At 61.1% G+C, this 16,104-nt stretch carries 13 protein-coding genes; 7 read left to right on the forward strand and 6 right to left on the reverse strand.

Annotated elements, in window-relative coordinates; all coding sequences use genetic code 11:
• Window positions 1–165: 165 nt before the first annotated feature.
• The 6 genes from rsmG to rpmH form a co-directional block, all read right to left on the reverse strand.
• The gene (rsmG, locus tag KEM60_RS01645) at window positions 166–942 is read right to left on the reverse strand and encodes a 16S rRNA (guanine(527)-N(7))-methyltransferase RsmG (RefSeq protein ID WP_219105748.1); all 777 of its coding nucleotides are present in this window, start codon (window positions 940–942) and stop codon (window positions 166–168) included.
• Window positions 943–1,090: 148 nt separating this feature from the next.
• Complete coding sequence (locus tag KEM60_RS01650) at window positions 1,091–1,708, reverse strand: R3H domain-containing nucleic acid-binding protein (protein ID WP_255574123.1); 618 nt, start codon at window positions 1,706–1,708, stop codon at window positions 1,091–1,093.
• A gap of 98 nt (window positions 1,709–1,806) precedes the next feature.
• The gene (yidC, locus tag KEM60_RS01655) at window positions 1,807–2,793 is read right to left on the reverse strand and encodes a membrane protein insertase YidC (protein ID WP_219105749.1); all 987 of its coding nucleotides are present in this window, start codon (window positions 2,791–2,793) and stop codon (window positions 1,807–1,809) included.
• Window positions 2,793–3,308, reverse strand: coding sequence for a membrane protein insertion efficiency factor YidD (gene yidD, locus KEM60_RS01660; RefSeq protein ID WP_219105750.1), 516 nt, complete (start codon window positions 3,306–3,308; stop codon window positions 2,793–2,795). The genes yidC and yidD overlap by 1 nt, the downstream gene beginning before the upstream one ends.
• The gene (gene rnpA / locus KEM60_RS01665) at window positions 3,308–3,703 is read right to left on the reverse strand and encodes a ribonuclease P protein component (RefSeq protein WP_219105751.1); all 396 of its coding nucleotides are present in this window, start codon (window positions 3,701–3,703) and stop codon (window positions 3,308–3,310) included. Before rnpA ends, yidD begins: the two co-directional genes overlap by 1 nt.
• A gap of 11 nt (window positions 3,704–3,714) precedes the next feature.
• Window positions 3,715–3,852 (reverse strand): 50S ribosomal protein L34, encoded by a 138-nt coding sequence (gene rpmH, locus KEM60_RS01670; protein WP_219105752.1) that lies wholly within the window; start codon window positions 3,850–3,852, stop codon window positions 3,715–3,717.
• A gap of 579 nt (window positions 3,853–4,431) precedes the next feature.
• On the opposite strand from rpmH, the gene dnaA reads away from it, so the two are divergent.
• The 7 genes from dnaA (at window position 4,432) to gyrA (ending at window position 16,003) form a co-directional block, all read left to right on the forward strand.
• On the forward strand, window positions 4,432–5,880 hold the full coding sequence (gene dnaA, locus KEM60_RS01675) for a chromosomal replication initiator protein DnaA (protein WP_219105753.1): 1,449 nt from the start codon (window positions 4,432–4,434) through the stop codon (window positions 5,878–5,880).
• An 857-nt stretch (window positions 5,881–6,737) separates the two neighbouring features.
• A complete protein-coding gene (gene dnaN / locus KEM60_RS01680) occupies window positions 6,738–7,871 on the forward strand; it encodes a DNA polymerase III subunit beta (RefSeq protein ID WP_219105754.1) in 1,134 nt (377 codons plus the stop codon).
• Window positions 7,872–7,897: 26 nt separating this feature from the next.
• A complete protein-coding gene (gene gnd / locus KEM60_RS01685; RefSeq protein ID WP_370626254.1) occupies window positions 7,898–8,986 on the forward strand; it encodes a phosphogluconate dehydrogenase (NAD(+)-dependent, decarboxylating) in 1,089 nt (362 codons plus the stop codon).
• A 21-nt stretch (window positions 8,987–9,007) separates the two neighbouring features.
• On the forward strand, window positions 9,008–10,276 hold the full coding sequence (recF, locus tag KEM60_RS01690) for a DNA replication/repair protein RecF (RefSeq protein ID WP_219105755.1): 1,269 nt from the start codon (window positions 9,008–9,010) through the stop codon (window positions 10,274–10,276).
• Between the two features lie 21 nt (window positions 10,277–10,297).
• Window positions 10,298–10,867 carry a DUF721 domain-containing protein gene (locus tag KEM60_RS01695; RefSeq protein ID WP_219105756.1) on the forward strand — a complete coding sequence of 190 codons (570 nt, stop codon included), beginning with the start codon at window positions 10,298–10,300 and terminating at the stop codon, window positions 10,865–10,867.
• Window positions 10,868–11,148: 281 nt separating this feature from the next.
• Window positions 11,149–13,236, forward strand: coding sequence for a DNA topoisomerase (ATP-hydrolyzing) subunit B (gene gyrB / locus KEM60_RS01700; RefSeq protein ID WP_370626255.1), 2,088 nt, complete (start codon window positions 11,149–11,151; stop codon window positions 13,234–13,236).
• Between the two features lie 73 nt (window positions 13,237–13,309).
• Window positions 13,310–16,003 (forward strand): DNA gyrase subunit A, encoded by a 2,694-nt coding sequence (gyrA, locus tag KEM60_RS01705; RefSeq protein WP_370626256.1) that lies wholly within the window; start codon window positions 13,310–13,312, stop codon window positions 16,001–16,003.
• The last annotated feature ends 101 nt before the right edge of the window (window positions 16,004–16,104 follow it).

Here is a 16,104-nt window from a genome sequence, read left to right on the forward strand (position 1 = left end):
CGGTCCTGGTAGGCGCGTTTTCGATCCACTGGTGGCCACCCAACACCGTCGTCGTCGCGATGGGGCATCCCGACTTCTCCTCTGTCATCAAGACGGATCATGGTCGATGACTGCCCACGCTATCGCGTCAAGGACATCAGAGGTGGCGGCCGCGCCGATCGGTATCTACCGTTGGGGGCGCATTCTTCCTCGGCGTCGATCTCGACCAGCCGCTGGCACCCTAGCTGTGGATGAGGAAGAGCCTTGTCGGCGCTGGCCTGGCCGAGGCTGGCGTGACTGGTGAGCGTCGTACGTCAAAACCACTACTGTGGTGGGCTGCGACAGCACGTCGATGCCGACCTGTCGAACTTCAGCATCGACAAAACCGAGGGAGCACAACTCCGCCCAATCCTGGCGGAGCTCCTCTGGGGCAGACTCTCCTTTCAGCGCCATCAATTGTCCGCCGTCCTGAAGCAGCGGAGAGCACCATGATCCTAGGTTGCTCAGTCGTGACACAGCACGTGCTGTGACCACTGGAGCCTGGAGTTCTCCCGCAAAAGCCTCAGCTTTACCTCGACGGACAGTCACCTGCGTCAGGTCCAGTGACTCGATGGTGGCGGTCAACCACCTCGTACGCCGTAACAGCGGCTCTACCAAGGTCACCTGAAGATCAGGCCGGGTGATCGCAAGGGGAATGCCGGGCAGTCCTGCCCCAGAACCCACGTCGACAACGCTGGCCCCGGCAGGGATCAACTCTTGGACGACGGCACAGTTCAAGACATGCCTGTCCCACAGCCGAGGAACCTCTCGGGGGCCGATCAAACCATGCGAGACGCCGCTTCCAGCTAACAAATCGACATAAGCCTGAGCCAGACCGAGACGATCCCCCCAGAGATCGACAGCAGCCTGCGGTGGCGGAGGGATCTGGCCGCTTCCCTCGCTCAGCTGCCCCTCATCTGTCATGTCTCTGACCTTTCCTGCACACCGTGGCGTCTCCGGCGTTGCCTCATGTCCCATCGGAGCGGCCCCCCATCGTCCTGCGAATCTTCACCGATGGTGGTCGGACGACAGACCCGCAGGATCCTCAGAATCCTGCGGGTCTGCTGGTACATCAGTGCGGGTAAATCACCACGAACCGTCGAGGTTCAGCACCATCGGATTCACTGACCAATCCGGAAGCCAGTACTTCGTCATGCACAACTTTGCGTTCAAACGCAGTCATGGGTTCCAGCGCGACCTTGGTTGCTCCTTCACGCACCTTGCTGATCGCGTCCCGAGCCTCCACCAGTACCGCCTCCCGACGAGACGCGCGGTACCCTGCCACGTCCAGCATGAGGCGGGTGCGATCACCAGTCGATGCTTGCACCGCGAGCCGGGTCAGTTCCTGAAGGGCTTCCAGAACTTTGCCCTCAGTCCCTACTAGTCGACGGGGCACGCGCCCGTCCTCGGAGTCAACGATGGCCACGGCAGCCCGATCACCATCGACATCGACATCGATGTCGCCGTCGAGATCTGCGATGTCCAAGAGCCGTTCCAAAAAATCAGCGGCTACTTCACCTTCGCGCTCCAATTCTTCGGCGCGTTCCTGGCTGAGAGGTCGCTTGACGCGTACAGCGCCTCCCTCGCCCTGGGAGATGTCATTCTCGTCTTCCCGCGACACAGCTGGGGTGTCTGGCATGACCTCCGTGGCACCGGCGCTCAGGCCTGCACTGTTCTCCTGCTCACTCATCGCGATCTCCTCGAGGGACTGGGCGGATTTCATCCATCCGCTGGGTGGACATCCATCGATGTACCCAACAGCCAGGACACCGATGTCGATCGGACAATTCAGCGGCGCTTGCTCTTACGCCGTACCGGCTGCTGTCGCTGCCCAGAAGGCTTAGATCCATGCTCCTGTACAGCAGAAGGCAGATCTTCTGAGTCCTGCTCATTGTCGTGGCTCAGACCAGGGATACTGAACTTTTTATGTTCCTTACCCTGACGGCGCCGGCGTTCCTCCAGGTCTTTTTCTGCCTGGCTGCCAGGGGCTGGCATCCGCTTAATGACGTAGTACTGCTGACCAGCAGTCCACAGGTTGGTGACCAGCCAGTAGATGAGCACACCGATGGGGAAGTTCACACCTGAAACGGCAAAGATCACCGGCATGACGTACAGCAGGATTTTTTGCTGTTGGGCAAATGGGTTGTCCAGCGCGGACGCAGGCATGTTCTTCCGCATCAGCTGATGCTGGGTCCAGAACGTCGTCACAGACATCAAGATGATGAGGACGACCGTGAGGATCTTCGCGGAGGTAGATCCTGAGTACATGAAGGTGCTGCTCAGGGGCGCACCAAAGAGGGTGGATTCGTCAGCCTGTCGCGCCAGGTCAGCAGTCAACGGTCCGGCAGCGTGCACCCCGTTACTGGCGACCCGTCCAAGGTTATTTAAGACGCTGAACAGCGCGAAGAAGATCGGCATCTGCAGCAGGATCGGCATGCAGGAGCTGAACGGGTTGGTACCGGTGCGCTTATAGAGCGTCATCGTTTCTTCGGTCAGCGCTTGACGTGACTCCGGGTCCGTCTTGCCTTTGTACTTCGCCTGGATCTTCTGCAACTCCGGCTGGATGAGCTGCATACGGCGAGAACTCTGGATCTGCTTGACAAACAACGGGATCAGGAGGATCCGTACGACGACAACGAGACCGGCGATGGAAGCGGCCCACGTCCATCCGCTGGCATGGGGGGCTCCCACCGCGCTGAAGACTGCGTGGAATCCCACGAGGACCCACTCGACGGCCCACCGCAGCGGCCACAACATCTGGTCATACCAAGACATCAGTGCATTCCTCGTCTCGGGGCGTTGTGCCGCCCGATCATTGCGTCTGTCGTGCCGGTCACGACAGAGTCGACTCTGTCGGTCATGATTCCCATCGAGTGATGTTCCGCTCCACCAATCGGGGATTGCCGCGTCGAGGCTAGGCCTGACGGTTCATGATGAGCAGGGGTATCAGGATCATCGCCGCGTGCGGTGTGTGCCCATACAGCTTCCTTTCGGGCTAACTCAGCACGAGCAGCTTCCCAGTTTGGGCGACCATTAGCACCTCGAGGTGGGACATGGTCGACACCTCCAGCATTCCAAGGATGGCACCGGACCAGTCGTCGCAGCATTAACCACACCCCGATCACTGGTCCGAACCGGCGAACAGCGGTGAGTGCGTAGCTCGAACAGCTGGGGTAAAACCGACATGACGGTGTGACCTTCAGTGGTGAGAGAAACGATCTGTAGAAGCGGATCGCTGCCTCTATCGGAAGCGTCATCACCTGCATGGGTCTGATTGATGAAAGGTTCATCAAGTGACCTGTTCGCTGGGTCCGTCGCCCGACAGCGCGCGGCTGGGTACTGGCGTCCGGCGCAACACAGCTGCGATCTGTCGGTCTAGGTCTCCCTGGAGCTGAGTGAATGCGCACTCAGCAGCTGAGGGAAGCGCCCGGATGACAAGGTCCAGCCCGGTGGGCAAGAGCAGCATCCGAGGTGCCATGAGCGCACGAAGCCGACGTTTAGTCCGATTCCGCACCACTGCCGTACCCACGGCTTTGGACACGACGAAACCGACGCGGGGCGGTGCACCCGCCCGCGCGCCGGTGTTGATCGCATGCACCACGAGGTGCGGTCCGCCCTTGCGCTGGGCACGCACGGCAGCAGTGATGTCGGTGCGGTCCCGTAGGCGATGGCGCGCAGGGAGCACGCCGACAGCGCTCAGGCCGACAGCTCGAGGCGACCCTTACGGCGGCGCGCAGCGAGGATGGCGCGGCCGGCGCGGGTAGCCATACGCTTGCGGAACCCGTGCGTCTTGGCGCGACGACGGTTGTTGGGCTGGAAAGTGCGCTTGGTCACGATGGTCTCCGGTCACGAGCGGGTACGGCTTACGGCTTCTTTGTGGCCGCAATCGGACGTCCACACCGGTCAGGCCGACGCTCATGAACCGCACAAGGCGCGTGAGCAAAATCATCGGCACCCGGATGCGGGCATGCGAAGACGGCCACGAAGGCCAGCAACTCACGTTACTTGTCCTGGCGAACCAAGGTCAAACTGCCTGTCCCGATCACGGAACCATCCTGCTGTAGCAGCCTAGAACAACTGTGACGTGCCTTGATGAACGGCGCCTGCTCACAAAGGAATAGCCCCGCGTCTTCGCCATGGTGCACATCCGTCAGCATGTCCACATCCAGCTTGCATCGTTCGCGGTGACCCCGGCACAGAACTGCGGTGACAACACGATGACGCCGAACATGATCGATACACATTCAAGAACAAGGGTTCACACCCGGGACACCGCCAAGGCGCATTTATACACAGCTTGTTGATAATCCTGTGGACAACTCGTCACGTCAGTAGCTGCAAGACAACCCGAGAGCGTACGATACTTGCTTGCCCCACCGGGCAGACAAGGCCTCGACCAGCAGGGATATCCACGTGACAGACCAGACCGATGCCTACGCCGCTGTCTGGCGTGACGCTCTCGAATCACTTGATCTGACATCCCGCGATCGCGCTTTTTTGAATCAGGCCCGTCTCCTCGGCCTTCTTAACGGCACGGCGATCTTGGCCGTCCCTGACGACTTCACCAAGGATGTGGTTGAAACCCGGTGCCGTCAGGACATCGCCCGCGCTTTAAGTGCCCGGGTGGGCGAGGCGACGAACGTCGCGGTCACGGTGGATCCCCACCTGCGCACTCAACTCGGTGCGGTCGAAGAGCAGCCACTGACCGACATCGGGTCAGGGTCACCTGCCCCGACCATGGACGAGCCCTCCCCACGGATGGTGCCACCTGTCGAGATCGATGGTCCGGTACGGCGAGCTGAAGCGCCCACCACCGTGGACGCTGCCACTGAGGCTCGACTCAACCCGAAGTACACCTTCGACAGCTTCGTGATCGGTGCCAGCAATCGTTTCGCTCACGCAGCTGCCGTCGCAGTAGCTGAGGCACCTGCTGAGGCCTACAACCCGTTGTTTGTCTATGGAGACTCTGGGCTCGGTAAGACGCATCTCCTCCACGCCATCGGCCACTACGCCCGCCAGATCTACCCGCATGTCCGGGTCACCTACGTCAATTCCGAGGAATTCACCAACGATTTCATCAACTCCATCCGCGACGACAAAGCTGCGAGTTTCCAGCGTCGGTACCGCGAGGTGGACGTCTTGCTGATCGACGATATTCAGTTCCTCGGGGGCAAGCTGCAGACGCAGGAAGAGTTCTTCCACACCTTCAATACCCTGCACAACAGCAACAAGCAGGTGGTCATCACCAGCGATGTGGCCCCGAAGATGCTGCAGGGTTTCGAGGATCGAATGCGCTCCCGGTTCGAGATGGGGCTCCTCACTGACGTCCAGCCTCCGGACCTGGAGACCCGGATAGCCATCCTGCGCAAGAAGGCGATACAAGAGCGGCTCACCATCCCCGACGAAGTGATGGACTTCATCGCATCCCGGATCTCAACCAACATTCGGGAGCTTGAGGGTGCGCTGATCCGGGTGACTGCCTTCGCCAGCTTGAACCGTCAAGGCGTGGACATGCCGCTGGCCGAGATCGTCCTGCGCGACCTCATGCCAGACGGTAACGCTAACCAGATCACTGCTGCGGCGATTGTGGCGCAGACTGCTCAGTACTTCGGCCTGAGCGTGGAAGACCTCTGTGGCAGCTCACGATCACGGGTCCTGGTCACCGCTCGACAGATCGCGATGTATCTGTGTCGTGAACTGACGGACCTGTCACTCCCCAAGATCGGGCAGCAGTTCGGCGGCCGTGATCACACCACGGTCATGCATGCAGACCGCAAGATCCGCACCTTGATGGCGGAGAAACGCAGCGTCTTCAACCAGGTGACCGAGCTGACGACGAGGATCCGTACCACGGTCGGCTGAGGCCGGTGACGTCGTGATAAGTCACCGTCCTGACACCCGGGATGCCGGTGTCAGGACGGTGTTGTCATGTCTATCCACAGGTCTGTTGTGGGCTGAGTGGACGCGGAGCCCGTTCCCCAGGTTCTCCACAAGCAGCCTGTGGATTGTGGATAACTCCTGTGCACAGCACGTTTGACCAGGTCAAAGCAGATATTTACGACTGTATTCGGCTCTTGGAGCCGTACGACACGCCCGGAGTACTGTGAATCATCACCCTGTCCACACACTTGTCCACAGGTGTGGACAACTCGGCGATGAGGCCAGGGGAAAACGTCTCCTTATCCACAGCGACGTGCAGTGATGTCATGCACACCTGTGGAAAAACCTGTGGACAAGCCCGCGATTCAGCAGCTCTGACCTGCGATGCCGCCCACAGGGGGCTCGGCGACCTGTGCAGGGCCGGTGGATAACTGCCTCAGATCTGTGGAGAAGTTGGGGACAACTTGTGGAAAAATTAGGGCCCCCCTGTGGATAGCGTGTGATCATCCACAGGGGCCCTTGTGTATCCACAGGGTTATCCCCATGGTTGTCCACACCTAAAAACAGGCCCTGAGCTGCTGTTACGTCGGTTTTCCACAGTATCCACAGGGCCTATGATGACGATGAACGATAACTAGGAAGATGAAGGTTCTGAGTACGAGCGCTGTGGACAACTCGGGCTTTGGGACCTCATCGGCCGATCGGGGGCGGAGCTGAGCGAAACCGTGATTCCCGTGCATCCTGGACCCCGAGACACCCCGACAGATCCGATTGGCCGGTACGCTGAACCGCACTACAGTCGGGGGCATTGACCTGCAGCAGAAGAGGCGGAGAATCCCGTGAAGTTCCGTGTGGATCGTGACGTCCTCGCCGAGGCCGTCACCTGGGCCGCGCGAGGCCTACCGAACCGACCGCCTGTCCCCGTACTGGCTGGAGTGCTAGTAGAGGCTGATCCGTCAGGGACGTTGACGTTATCGGCGTTCGACTACGAGACCTCAGCGAAGATCACCGTGCCCGCCGACGTGACTGAGGGCGGAAAGGTCCTCGTTCTCGGTCGGCTGCTGGCGGATATTTCCAAGAACCTCCCTGCGCGCCCTATCGAGGTGGCGACGGAGGGCAACAAGGTCCAGCTCACCTGTGGATCGAGCCGGTTCAGCCTGTTGCAGATGCCGAGCGAGGATTACCCCACGCTCCCAGTGGCACCAGACCCGAGCGGATCGATCGCTGGAGATCTGTTTACACAGGCTGTGGCGCAGGTCTCCGTTGCGGCAGACCGCAGCGACACCCTGCCGATCCTCACCGGAGTCAAGGTCATGATTGAAGGGTCCACTATGACCCTGCTCGCGACCGACCGCTACCGCCTTGCGATGCGGGAACTCCAATGGAACCCTCGGCACAGCGATATGTCCGCGGTGCTCCTCGTGCCTGCTCGCACACTGGCTGAAACGGCCAAAGCCCTCGGTGCCTCGGCCTCTGTTGAGATCGCTATCGGTGATGCGGCAGGGGGTGATGGTCTGGTCGGGTTTGAAGCTGGTCAACGGCGTACCACCAGCAGATTGTTGGACGGGGAGTACCCGAAGGTGACGTCCATTTTCCCGTCCAAGGTGGAGACCTCGGCGGTGCTAGAGACAGCCTCACTGGTCGAAGCAGTCAAGCGAGTCGCCCTTGTTGCGGAGCGCAACACCCCTGTTCGACTGCGGTTTGCTGAAAGCCACGTCACCATTGATGCGGGTGCAGGTGAAGACGCTCAGGCCTCAGAAGCCATTGAGTGCTCTCTCAACGGTCCAGACATTGAGATTGCCTTCAATCCGCAATACCTCCTGGACGGTCTCCACGCGGTGGGGACACAGTTCTCGCGAATGGCCTTCACACAAAGCTCCCGTCCTGCGGTGTTGTCAGGTCAGGGGCAACTGGATGCCGAGCCGGATACGTCGTACCGGTATGTGTTGATGCCGGTCCGCTTCGGCAGCTGACCCCGAGGCACCCCCATCGGGATGTCATGCTGGGGAGCGGTTGGGAACTCGTTGATGAGTACACCCGCCCCGCTGGACCACCTTCCTGCGGGTTAATGTCGTCTCAGGTGCAGGCCGGTGCCCAGACCAACCCGGCACATCGCACCGAAGTCAGCACCCCACGAACGGAGGCTCACGCCATGCAGCTCGGATTGATCGGCCTGGGGAAGATGGGCCACAACATGCGCGAACGTCTCCGCCGCGCTGGGCATGAGGTCATCGGATATGACCGCAACCCTGAGGTCAGCGATGTCTCGAGCGTGTCGGATCTCGTCCGGTCGTTGTCTGCTCCGCGAGCAGTGTGGGTCATGGTGCCAGCCGGGGCCGCTACCCAGCAGACGGTCCGGGAGCTCTCGGAGGTGTTGTCACCGGGCGACATCGTCATTGACGGGGGTAACAGCTACTTCAAAGACGACGCTGTCAACGCTGAGCTGTTGGCTGCCCAGGGGATCGGCTATCTGGACTGCGGGGTCTCCGGAGGCATCTGGGGCTTGAATAACGGTTATGGGCTGATGGTCGGCGGTGAGGCGGAGCACGTCGATCAGCTCATGCCTATCTTCGATGCGTTGCGCCCCGAGGGTCCGCGGGACGAGGGATTTGTCCACGCAGGCAACGTCGGAGCTGGTCACTACGCCAAGATGGTGCACAACGGCATCGAGTACGGATTGATGCATGCCTACGCCGAAGGATGGGAACTCCTGGAAGCGAAGGATCTCGTCACTGATGTGCACGGCTGTTTCAAAGCGTGGACCCGGGGCACGGTAGTGCGGTCGTGGCTCCTGGACTTGCTCGTGAAAGCGGTCGAAGAGATCCCGCACCTTGAAGGGGTAGACGAGTTCACGCCTGATTCAGGGGAAGGGCGTTGGACTCTGATGGAGGCCATCGACCACTCTGTGCCGATGCCAGTGCTGTCGGCAGCTCTGTTTGCCAGGTTCGCCTCTCGTCAGGAAAATTCCCCCACCATGCAGGCTGTCTCGGCTCTTCGTGGCCAGTTTGGCGGTCATGCGGTCGCGATGATTGACGACGGGTTCGCCCCCTCGCCAGACCACGTTCCCGACCACGTCGCGCCGCAGTAATTCCGGCAGCGGCAGGTTGGGGTGTATCTGAGGCATCTGTCCCTGGGTGATTTTCGTAGCTATCACAGTTTGGAGTTAGCGCTCTCTCCTGGCGTGACGACTTTGGTCGGGTACAACGGCCAAGGGAAAACCAATGTGATCGAGTCGATCGGTTATCTGGCTACGTTAGGCAGCCATCGGGTCGCTCAGGATGGGCCGTTGGTGCGATTCGGCGCTGCGAGAGCTGTGGTGCGCGGTGCCGTGGTCAAGCACGGGCGGGAACAACTCCTCGAGATCGAGATCGTCCCAGGGCGTGCGAATCGGGCCAAAATGAATCGCTCCCCGGTGCCACGGCCGCGGGATGTGCTCGGGGCGATTCGTACGGTGCTTTTCGCACCCGAAGACCTGACTCTGGTCAAGGGAGAACCTGCTGAGCGTCGGCGTTTCCTTGACGACTTGTTGGTCTCCCGCCAGCCGCGCTGGGCTGGAGTGCGAGCTGATTACGACAAGATTGTCCGGCAGCGAAATGCGCTATTACGTTCCGCCACAGCACAACTACGGCAGTCAGGTCGACGGTCCTCAGCGCGCAGCGCCCCAGGGATGGCACTGTCCGCACAGGTGGCCGACGCGCTTCACACCCTTGATGTGTGGGACGACCAGCTCGCTGGGGTCGGGTCGCATTTGCTCTACGCGAGGTTGCGTCTCCTGCGAGATCTTCGGCCGTTCTTGACTGACACGTACGAACAGGTGAGTTCTTCCCCGGTGCGGGCCCATGCGGCGTACAAGTCCTCGCTCGGTGACGTCGATGCCGAACGGATCGCGCAGGGAGAGGTGCCCGAGCAGGAAGAGCTGAGAGAGGCGATGCTGCGCGCCTTGGCAGCAGTGCGATCGTCAGAGATCGAGCGGGGCGTGTCGTTGACCGGACCGCACCGAGATGATGTCGTGCTGACCTTGGGCGATATGCCGGCGAAGGGGTATGCCAGCCATGGTGAGTCGTGGAGCTTGGCTTTGGGCTTGCGGCTAGCTGCTTTCCAGCTGCTTCGCCGTGACCTCAGAGACGACCCGGTTCTCATTCTTGATGATGTGTTTGCGGAGCTGGATGCTCGTCGGCGGGAGAAGCTGGCGTCCATGATTGTTGACGCCGAACAGGTCGTGATCACTGCAGCGGTCCCTGAAGATGTCCCCGAGATATTGTCGGGCGCGACCTGCCGGGTGGAGCCAGGACAGGTGATATCGATGGAGGGGCCAACCTCGGTGGAGGAGCCATCCACATCTGTGGATATATCGGTGGACAAGTCGATGACTTCATGAACGCCACAGTAGGAAAACAGCATGTCAAACGATGATTCTCAGCGCGATCCACAGGATGTGGACGATGATCCACAGCCTGTGGATAACCCGTTGGACGATGCTGCCGCCGGTGCCTTGGCGCGAGCTCGCTCAGCAGCTAAAGCCGCTGGGCTGAGTCCGAGTTCACGGGCCGTCTCTCGCAGGCGCCGCCGACCGGCCAGCGACATCACCTTTAGCTCCTCGCGAGCTGATGGCCGTGATCCTGTCCTTCTCGGTGACCAACTAGGTCGACTGTTGGCTGAGCGTGGATGGTCCAGTGACGTTGCTGTGGGGTCAGTGGTCTCCCGATGGCCATCGGTGGTCGGAGAGGACGTCGCGCACCATGTGGTCCCGTCGACCTTTGACCAGGGAATCCTTACGGTCCAGGCGGATTCGACAAGCTGGGCGACCACCTTGCGATATATGACGCCGATGCTGCTGGAGCGTCTGGCCGCCGAGGTTGGACCAGGGGTGGTCACCGAATTACAGATTCTTGGGCCAGCGGCTCCGAGCTGGCGGCGCGGAGGTCGGGCCGCGCCAGGAGGGCGAGGACCGCGCGACACCTATGGGTGAACCGCGACGTCCAGGCTTCACTGATGCAATCAGGTGCATTGAAAACGGCGCTCTGAGGCTCAGCCACCGCTCTCCCATACGGGGAGTCGACGGAGGGCCTTTATCGCCTCAGGGCGGCTCGCCGGTGCCCCGGTGGTCGGTCAGCTGACTGGTCCCCCGGTAGGATGGCCGGGCTAGAACAGTTTCGTCGTTCGTGCCGGAGCCGTACGCCGACGCCCGGAGAGTGCTGCGCCGGGTACGGAGCGTGTGCCGGTATGACGGCCCATGTCTGCAGGAGCGTCGTGACCGAGACCAGTGCGCACCAGACCGATCCGGCGTACGACGCCAGTGCCATCACCGTTTTGGAGGGCCTTGAGGCCGTTCGGAAGCGCCCGGGAATGTACATCGGTTCCACCGGGGAACGCGGTCTGCATCACCTCGTGTGGGAGATCGTCGACAATGCGGTGGATGAGGCATTGGCCGGGTATGCCACCCGGGTCGATGTCACCTTGTTGGCTGACGGAGGCGTCCGAGTCCGCGACGACGGCCGGGGCATCCCCACCGACATTCACCCGGTAGAAGGTGTCTCCGCAGTCGAACTGGTCCTAACTCAGCTGCACGCTGGTGGCAAGTTCGGTGGCGGTGGCTACAAGGTTTCCGGTGGTCTGCACGGTGTCGGCTCCTCAGTGGTCAACGCCTTGTCGACCCGGTTGGAAGCTGAGGTCCGCCAAAAAGGCCACGCCTTCCGGATGGCCTTCGACCACGGTGTTCCCACCGCGCCGCTGCGCCAGATGGAACCCAGTGACCAAACAGGCACCACCATCACCTTCTGGGCCAACCCAGATATTTTCGAGACGACCAGATACGACTTCGAGACTGTCCGGGCCCGTTTCCAGCAGTACGCCTTTTTGAACAAAGGCCTGACCATCACCCTCACTGATGAGCGTGAACAGGCAGTGCAGGCCGCTGAAAGTGTGTTGGAAGAGGAGTCTGAGCTCGCAGCAGCCGAGGGATTCGACGAGGCTCCTCGAGTTGAGGAAGCACCTGTCGAGGCCGTCGCCACCGACGAGCAGGGGCGAGCCAAAGGACGGACAGTCACCTACCGGTACGACGGTGGGCTGGTCGACTACGTCAACCACCTCAACAACAGCAAGCGCAGTGAATCGATCCACCCTGACGTCATCTCCTTCGAGTTGGAGAACTCGGACAAGAACCTCTCCCTCGAAGTCGCCATGCAGTGGACCACTGCCTATAGCGAGTCGGTGCACACTTATGCCAACACCATCAACACTCACGAGGGCGGCACCCACGAAGAAGGGTTCCGGGCAGCCCTGACCCGGCTCGTCAACGAATTCGCCCGAAAGCAAAACCTTCTCAAGGAGAAGGACGACAATCTCACCGGCGATGACATTCGTGAAGGTTTGACTGCAGTCATCTCCGTCAAACTGGGTGAGCCCCAGTTCGAGGGACAGACCAAAACCAAACTGGGCAACTCCGAAGTCAAGGGGTTTGTCCAGGGCGCCATGACCAGTGAGTTCAGCGACTGGTTGGAACGTCATCCGGTTGAAGGTAAGGACATCGTCCGCAAAGCTGTCCAAGCTGCAGCTGCCCGCATCGCAGCCCGGAAGGCTCGGGAGAGCACTCGCCGTAAAGGTCTGATGGAATCCGGAGGCCTCCCTGGCAAACTCCGGGACTGCCAGTCCAAAGACCCGAGCGTGTCAGAGATTTACATCGTGGAGGGTGACTCGGCTGGCGGCTCCGCCAAGGACGGCCGCAACCCCTTCAACCAGGCGATCCTCCCGATCCGAGGCAAAATCCTCAACGTCGAGAAGGCTCGCATCGACAAGGTCATGGCCAACCAGGAGGTTCAGGCCCTGATCAGTGGTTTCGGTACCGGCGTCGGGGAGGACTTCGACCTGGATAAAGCCCGCTACCACAAGATCATCCTGATGGCTGACGCGGATGTGGACGGGATGCACATTCGCACCCTGCTGTTGACGCTGCTCTTCAGGTTCATGCGGCCCCTGATCGAAGCCGGGTTCGTCTACCTCGCTCAGCCGCCGCTATACCGCCTCAAGTGGAGCAACCACCCGCACGATTTTGTCTTCTCTGACAAAGAGCGCGACGAACGGGTCATTGCTGGTCAAAGCCAGGGATGGCGGCTGCCCAAGGACGGCGGCATCCAGCGCTACAAGGGTCTGGGCGAGATGAACGCACAGGAGCTGTGGGAGACCACCATGGATCCCGCGCACCGAGTGTTGCTGCAGGTCACCCTGGATGATGCCGCCGCTGCCGATGAAATCTTCAGCGTGTTGATGGGTGAGGATGTGGAATCCCGACGGGGCTTCATCCAACGCAACGCCCGCGACGCGCGATTCCTGGACCTGTGACGATGCCACCGGACGAGCAGTGGACAGCGCCAGCCCTTCGACGTACGAACCGATCCGAACAGGACGATGAATCGTGACTGACGAGCAGAACCCGCCCACCGGGGACACCGACATCACCCCGGGCACCGGCGAGCCCGACACAGGCCACGCCGACCACGACCGTGTCGAACCGGTCGACCTCAACGCCGAAATGCAGCGCAGCTACATCGAATACGCGATGAGCGTGATCGTGAGTCGGGCGCTGCCGGACGTGCGGGACGGCCTGAAGCCGGTGCATCGACGGATCGTCTACGCCATGTATGACGGCGGCTACCGCCCCGACCGCGGCTACAACAAATGCAGCCGCGTCGTCGGGGACGTCATGGGTCAATACCACCCGCACGGTGACTCAGCTATTTACGACGCCCTGGTCCGGCTGGTGCAGCCCTGGTCGATGCGTTACCCGCTGATCGATGGGCAGGGCAACTTCGGTAACGCCGGTGACGACGGTGCTGCCGCCGCGCGATACACCGAATGTCGTTTGAAGCCATTGGCGATGGAGATGGTCCGCGACATCCACGAAGACACCGTGGACTTGGTGGACAACTACGACGGGAAAAACCAAGAACCCGACGTCCTTCCCGCACGGTTCCCGAACCTGCTCGTCAATGGCAGCGCCGGAATCGCTGTGGGTATGGCCACCCAAATCCCGCCGCATAACCTGCGAGAGGTCGCCGAAGCGGCGCAGTGGGTGCTAGCTCACCCAGACGCCACCAAAGAAGACCGTCTTGAAGCGTGTATGCGCTACATCAAAGGTCCGGACTTCCCGACGCGGGGCCTCATCATGGGCCGAAAAGGCATCGAGGACGCATATCGGACCGGCCGCGGATCCATCGTCATGCGCGCCAGCGTCGAGGTCGAAGAGATCGCTGGACGCACCTGCTTGGTGGTCACTGAGCTTCCTTACCAAGTCAACCCTGACTCCTTGGCCCGTAAAATCGCTGAGCTGGCCAAAGACGGAAAATTGGCAGGGATCGCCGACGTCCGTGACGAATCATCCGGTCGGACCGGTCAACGACTCGTCGTCGTCCTCAAACGGGATGCTGTCGCCAAGGTTGTCCTCAACAACCTGTACAAACACACCCAACTGCAGACCACGTTCGGGGCCAACATGCTCGCCCTGGTCGACGGCGTGCCCCGCACCCTGCCGATCAGTGCATTCGTGCGTTACTGGGTCGAGCACCAGATCGAGGTCGTCGTACGTCGGACCCAATATCGGCTCAATCAGGCCGAAAAACGCATCCACTTGCTGCGTGGACTCCTCAAAGCCCTCGACGCTCTCGACGCGGTGATTGCCCTCATCCGGCGCTCGCCCTCAGCTGATGCAGCCAAGAGCGGTCTGATGGAACTCTTGACCATCGACGAAGACCAAGCTCAGGCGATCCTCGACATGCAGCTGCGCCGTCTGGCCGCGCTGGAACGTCAGAAGATCATCGACGAACACGACGAACTCGCCCGACTGATCGCCGACTACCAGGACATCCTCGCCACTCCGGGACGTCAACGCACCATCGTCTCCGAAGAACTCGCCGAGATCGTCGAAAAGTACGGCGACGACCGACGTACCCAAATCGTGCCTTTCGACGGCGACATGTCCATGGAAGACCTCATCCCCCAAGAAGACGTCGTCGTCACCATCACCCGCGGTGGGTACGCCAAACGCACCCAAGTCTCGGCGTACCGCTCCCAGAAACGCGGCGGCAAGGGAGTACGTGGAGCCCAACTTCGCGGCGATGACATCGTCGAGCATTTCTTCGTCACCACGACCCATCACTGGTTGCTCTTCTTCACCAACCTGGGACGGGTTTATCGGGCTAAGGGATACGAACTTCCCGAAAGTGGACGGGACGCCAAGGGACAGCACGTCGCCAACCTCATGGCGTTCCAACCTGACGAACACATCGCCCAGGTCATGGCCATTGATGATTACGACGTCGCGCCGTACCTCATCCTGGCCACTCGTAACGGCCTGGTGAAGAAAACGCGCCTCGCTGAATACGACTCACCGCGGTCTGGTGGCCTGATCGCGGTCAACCTGCGCGACGGCGATGAGCTGGTGGGAGTGCGCGTGGGATCAGCAGATGATGACCTGCTGCTGGTCAGCAAGCAGGGACAAAGCCTGAGATTCCATGCCACCGACGAGGTGCTGCGTCCCATGGGGCGTGCCACCAGTGGAGTCACCGGCATGAAGTTCCGAGACAGCGACCAACTGCTGTCCATGTGTCTGATCCCCGAAGGGGAAGACCCGGACATCTTCGTGGTGTTCGAAAATGGCTTGGCCAAGCGGACACCAGCCTCCGGCTACCCCGTCAAGGGTCGCGCCGGCCTTGGCGTCCGTGTCGCGGCGTTGTCGGAACGCGGCGGCGACCTCGTCGGAGCACTCGCTGTGGGCGAGAACGACGAAGTCATGGTGGTCATGGAGAAAGGCAAGATCGTGCGCAGCCGCGTCGACGGAGTCCGTCGCACCGGTCGCAACACCATGGGAGTGCAGTTCGCCAAGCCCGATAAAGGTGATGCGATCGTGGCTGTCGCCCGTAACGCGGAAACAGAGGAAGATGATGGCAACGACGAGGAACCTGAGGCGACAGGTACTCCTGGTGGGCCAGAGAACACGGTCGGGGCAACCACTGAAACCGGCGTCCAGAGCACCGACGGCAGGAATGATCCGTCGATGAATGGGGCAGGTAGCGTAGTTCCGAAAGATGACGACGCCGGAGGTGGCGAGTGAGCACGAAAGTGCCAGGTACGACGACGGGAGCGGAAGGGAATTCACGTCCCGGCGAACCGTCTCCACAGCCTGGAAAGAACCCCCAGGCGGGAAAGCAGCCT

This window comes from Austwickia sp. TVS 96-490-7B (genome assembly GCF_019331795.1).
Taxonomy (GTDB): Bacteria; Actinomycetota; Actinomycetes; order Actinomycetales; family Dermatophilaceae; genus Austwickia.